The organism is Protofrankia sp. CiP1_Cm_nod3 (assembly GCF_982290655.1).
Window position 1 is genome coordinate 12,110 of the sequence record NZ_CEVIVD010000088.1, and the last position, 4,733, is coordinate 16,842.

The following is a 4,733-nucleotide window of genomic DNA, read 5'->3' on the forward strand; positions in this document are numbered from 1 at the left end:
GGTGGCAGCGCACCGGGTATGGACGCTGGTCCCGCTCCCTCACCGGTTGCCAACGGACATCTGGGGGGGAATGGTTCCGCTCCGCCCGCACCGGCGCGGCACGGGTCCGGGCCGGCTGCCGGCGATGCCCGTCGAGCCGAGGGCCATCCCGGCCGCTGGGGGGCCCGCGGGCCCGGTGGCCCTGATCCGCTTGACATGACCACCGTCGTGCAGCGTCCCGCCGAGCGGGGATTCCCCGACCAGGGCGCGGACCAGGGCGCGGACCAGGGCGCGCGTCCTCGCGGCGCGGACCCGGCCGCCCGGGGCCGGGCACCGGGCACCGGCACCGATGCGGAGCGGGGAGCGCCGCTCTACACCGGAGCGCCCACGCAGGGATACAGCCCGTTCCCGGAGCGTGGGCGGGACAGCGTCCGGCCCACGCCTGCTCCTGCCGCGCTCCGCCAGCCGGGTGCGGGGCGTCCTGGCCCCGCCGGGGCGGAACCGGTCGGCTCATCCGGACCTGTTCCGCCCCGGTCGTCCGTGGCCGCCGGCATGCCGCCGGCCGCGCAGCCGCGGTCGCCGATGCCCCCGCCCGACTCCGGGCGGGGCACTCCCCGGCCCACGCGCTCCCAGTCCGCGCCGCACGGCCGGCCCGATGCCCGGGCGTGGCCGACCGCCGGGCCAGCTGGCGCGGCTGGCGCGGCTGGCGCGGCTGGCGCGCGCGGGCCGGCCGCCGGTGACCGGGCCCGCCCGGCGGGCCAACGGCATCATGATCATGATGCTCGCCCGTCCGGGGACCGGGTATCGGCCGGGGCCGGTCAGCGGGCAGGGGAGCGCGGGCCGTCGGCTGGATGGGGCGGCCCGGCCGAGGCCGTCTCCAGCGCGGACGACATCGAGGCCACCGATCGGTTCACCAGGCTTCCCGGCGAGGAGGGCCGTTCCGGCGCCGCTGGTCGTCCCGCTCAGGCGCGTACCGGGCGCGCCCGGGTGGACGCCGCTCCCGCCAGGGGTGGTTCCGGCCCGGTCCGTGCCGCCACCGCCGCCGACGCCGCCTCTGGCACCGATTCCGACGCTGATACCGACTCCGGCTTCGACGCCACCGCTGACGCGCGGGCCCGGCCGGGTGCCGCGTCCGCGCGGCGCCGTCCCTCGCGTGCGCGTCCGGCCGTGAGCCTGCTGGGCCTGCTGCTGGTGATCGCTGTCATGGTCGTCGGGTTCTCCGTCGGGCAGGCTGTCGCGGTGCCGGGCTCGGTCAGCGTGCAGTCACGGATCAGCGGCTGGGCCCGTGGCCATAATCTGGCGTTCCTCGTCGAGAGCGTCGACAGGTTCCGCTGATCGTCGATGTTCCCGGTGCCGCTGGCCGGGTTTCGATGATCGTTGCTGCCAGCTGGCGACTTGTCCGTATATTGATAAATATGTCGGATGGTAGTGTTTCATTGTTGCCTGATTTTCTGTTACCATGCGAGATGTTGATAAAATGGGGTGTAGCTCCCAAATAGTCCATCTACGCTAGCCGCTGTTTTGCAGTTGGTCATTGTGATGGTTGTTGTGCGAGGAATTCACTTCCGGGCTCTTGCGCTCGGGGCTTCCTGCATGTGAATCTGCATAGACAGGTCTGTCGCGCTCTGTCACAACATGTGCGACTTGGCGTGATGTTGGTCGGGTGGCGTCCCGGCCTGTCATCCGCGGCAGGAGGCTTCGCGTGCGTCCATATTCCACGCGTCCACACAGCAACGGCCCACGTGTCATCCGTCCGGCGGCCGGTCGTGCCGCGGACGCCTCCGCGGCCGAGGATCCCCGCGTCAGAGCATCGGCCCTGGCCGCCCCTGCCCCGCCGGGCCGGGAGCCGACCGCGGAGGAGGTCGACGCGATCGCCCGGGCGGTCTTCGCCAGCCCGCTGGTCGCCGCCGTCCTCCGCGGCCGCCTCCAGGTGGACTCCATCAGGATCTCCACCGGCTCGCCCGACTGGGCGTTCGTCGCGCTCCGGCCGCGTGAGCACGATCTCGACCCGGCCGTTGCCGTGCTGCGCTGGAACGTCAGCGGCGGCTGGGTGCTCGACCAGGTCGGCACGGCCCAGGTCGGCGTGGGTCGGGTCCCGGTGGCCGTGAGCGACGAATTCGATCTTGATGATGGACGATAGGGCGTGTCGGGCCTCCCACGCGGCCGGATACCGTTGTGAAGGTGTCCACACCGGCGGACGGCTCCGACGTGCCCACCACCCTGGCCGGGTGGCTGCGCGGCCTGCGGGATGACGCGCTGGCCCGGCTGCTCACCCTGCGGCCGGATCTGGCCACCCCGCCCCCGCCCGACTTCGACGTCCTCGGTGCCCGGCTGGAGATCCGGGTGAGCGTCACCCGCGCGCTCGAGCGGCTCGACGTCTTCACCCTCGAGGTCTGCGAGGCGTTGACACTGCTCCCACCCGCGGTGAGCGCGGCGGAGCTGTCGACGTTCTGCGGGGGCGCGGACGTGACAGCGGCCCTGGCGACGCTGCGCGAACGCGGGCTGGTGTGGGGGGACGACGCGGCCGTCGTGCTCGTCGGCATGGTCCGTGACCTGCTGGGCGAGCGTCCGCTCGGGTTCGGCCGGCCGTTGCGCGCGTGCCTGGGCGGCCATCGGCACACCCAGCTGGCCCGGCTCGCCGCCGCGGTCGGCGTCGACCCGCGCCGGGACCGGGGCGCGGCCACCCGCTCGGCCCTGCTCGACGAGCTGGCCGCCGTGCTGGCCGGGCGGGAGCGGGTGTCCAGGCTGGTCGAGGAGTGCGGCCCGCGGGCCCGCCAGATCCTCGACCGGCTCGCCGCCGGGCCGGCGCTGGGGCACACCGGCGACGCCGGGCGCCTGCTCGCCGCCTCCGACGCCCGTACTCCGGTGGAGGAACTGCTCGCGCGCGGCCTGCTCGTCGGTGTCGACGAGGAGACGGTCGAGCTCCCCCGGGAGGTGGGCCTGGCCCTGCGCGGCGACCGGCCGGCGGGGACGCTGCACGTCGACCCGCCCGCGCTCACCGGCCGGCAGATCGATCTCGGCCAGGTCGACGGCGCCGCCGCGCTTGCCGCCGGCACGCTGATCCGCCTGGTGACGGCCCTGCTCGAGGCGTGGGGAGAGGCCCCGCCCACCCCGCTGCGCACCGGCGGTCTCAGCGTCCGGGACTTCCGCGCCACCGCGAAGCTGCTCGACGTCACCGAGACGGTGGCGGCGGTGGTCGTCGAGACCGCCTACGCGGCCGGGCTGGTCGACGGCTCCACCGGGACGGACACCCAGATCATGCCCACGACGGCCTACGACCGGTGGTCCGTGGAGACCCCGGCCATGCGGTGGGCCGTCCTGGCCGAGGCGTGGCTGCACACCCCGGACGTCCCCGGCCTGGTGGGGGAGCGGGACGACAAGGGCCGCCAGCTCGCGGCGCTGTCGCTGGAGCTGCGGCGGCGCAGCGCGCCGGAGCTGCGCCGTCTCGTGCTGGACGCGTTCGCCGCCGCGCCCCGCGGGCTCGCGCCTCACCCCCGCCTCGGTGCGGGAACTGCTCGCCTGGCGGATGCCACGGCGCGGCGGGCCGTTGCTGGACAGGATGGTCGACTGGGTCTTCGCCGAGGCGGAGCTGCTGGGCCTCACCGGCCGGGGCGCGCTGTCGGCCGCCGGGTGGGCGCTGGTCCGCGGCGAGGCCGGGGCGGGGGTGAGCCGCTCCGAGCTGGCGGCGGCGCTCGGCCCGATGCTGCCCGAGCCGGTCAGCGAGCTGTTCGTGCAGGCCGACCTCACCGCGGTGGCGCCGGGCCCGCTGGTGCCGGAGATCGCCGCCGAGCTGGCGCAGATGGCCGACGTCGAGTCCGCGGGCGCGGCCACGGTCCACCGGTTCTCCGAGTCGTCCCTGCGGCGGGCGCTGGACGCCGGGCGGACCGTCGAGGACATCCGCGGCTTTCTCACCCGGGTGGCCCGCGGGGGCGTACCGCAGACGCTGGACTACCTGGTGGACGACGTCGCTCGCCGGCACGGGCGGCTGCGGGCGGGGCCGGCCGCGTCCTACCTGCGCTGTGACGACACCGCCGTCCTCTCCGAGGTGGTCGCCTCCCGGCGGACCCAGGCGCTGGGGCTGCGCCGGATCGCGCCGACGGTGGTGATCAGCGCGCTGCCCATGCCCAAGCTGCTGGACGGGCTGCGCGCCGCCGGTTTCTCCCCGGTGGGGGAGGGCCCCGACGGGCGGGTGGTGCTCAGCCGGCCGGAGGCGCACCGCACACCGGGCCGGCCGCGGCCGCCGGGCGGTGCCCAGGCGCGGGGCGGCCGTGACGAGCAGCTGCGCGACATGGTGCGGATGATCCGCCGCGGGGACGAGGGCGCCCGCACGGCGCGGGCAGCCGCCGCCGCGGCCGGCTCGCTGGCCACGGGGGCTGACGGGGCCGACGGGATGGTCCGGTCCGCGCCGTTGATCCTGGTGACGCTGCAGGGGGCGGCCCGCGCGGGCCGCCGGGTGCTGCTCGGATACGTCGACCAGCAGGGGACGCCCCGTGACCAGGTGGTCCGCCCGCTGACCGTCGAGGGCGGCTGGGTCACGGCCTGGGATCAGCGCACCACCTCGACCCGGCGGTTTGCGTTACACCGTGTGACCGGCGTCCTCGATGTGGAGGACGCGCTCACGGGCAGCGAGATCAATGGCTACCCCTGGCTCTACGAGCCGGGCGGGATGGGCGGTTTCAGGGCCGCTTCCGCCCCCCGAGCCGGTCTCGGCGTCGGGCCGGCGGCCGTGAGCCCGGTCGCCGTGGACACTGTCG

Annotated in this window: 3 protein-coding genes; all 3 read left to right on the forward strand. The window is 75.4% G+C overall.

Annotated elements, in window-relative coordinates; genetic code table 11:
• Window positions 1-195 precede the first annotated feature (195 nt).
• A complete protein-coding gene (locus AC5LUJ_RS16300; RefSeq protein ID WP_493465235.1) occupies window positions 196-1,314 on the forward strand; it encodes a hypothetical protein in 1,119 nt (372 codons plus the stop codon).
• Between the two features lie 367 nt (window positions 1,315-1,681).
• Window positions 1,682-2,119 carry a hypothetical protein gene (locus tag AC5LUJ_RS16305; RefSeq protein ID WP_250285418.1) on the forward strand — a complete coding sequence of 146 codons (438 nt, stop codon included), beginning with the start codon at window positions 1,682-1,684 and terminating at the stop codon, window positions 2,117-2,119.
• A gap of 1,560 nt (window positions 2,120-3,679) precedes the next feature.
• On the forward strand, window positions 3,680-4,733 hold a 1,054-nt coding region (locus AC5LUJ_RS16310; protein ID WP_493465236.1), incomplete at its 3' end, for a helicase-associated domain-containing protein.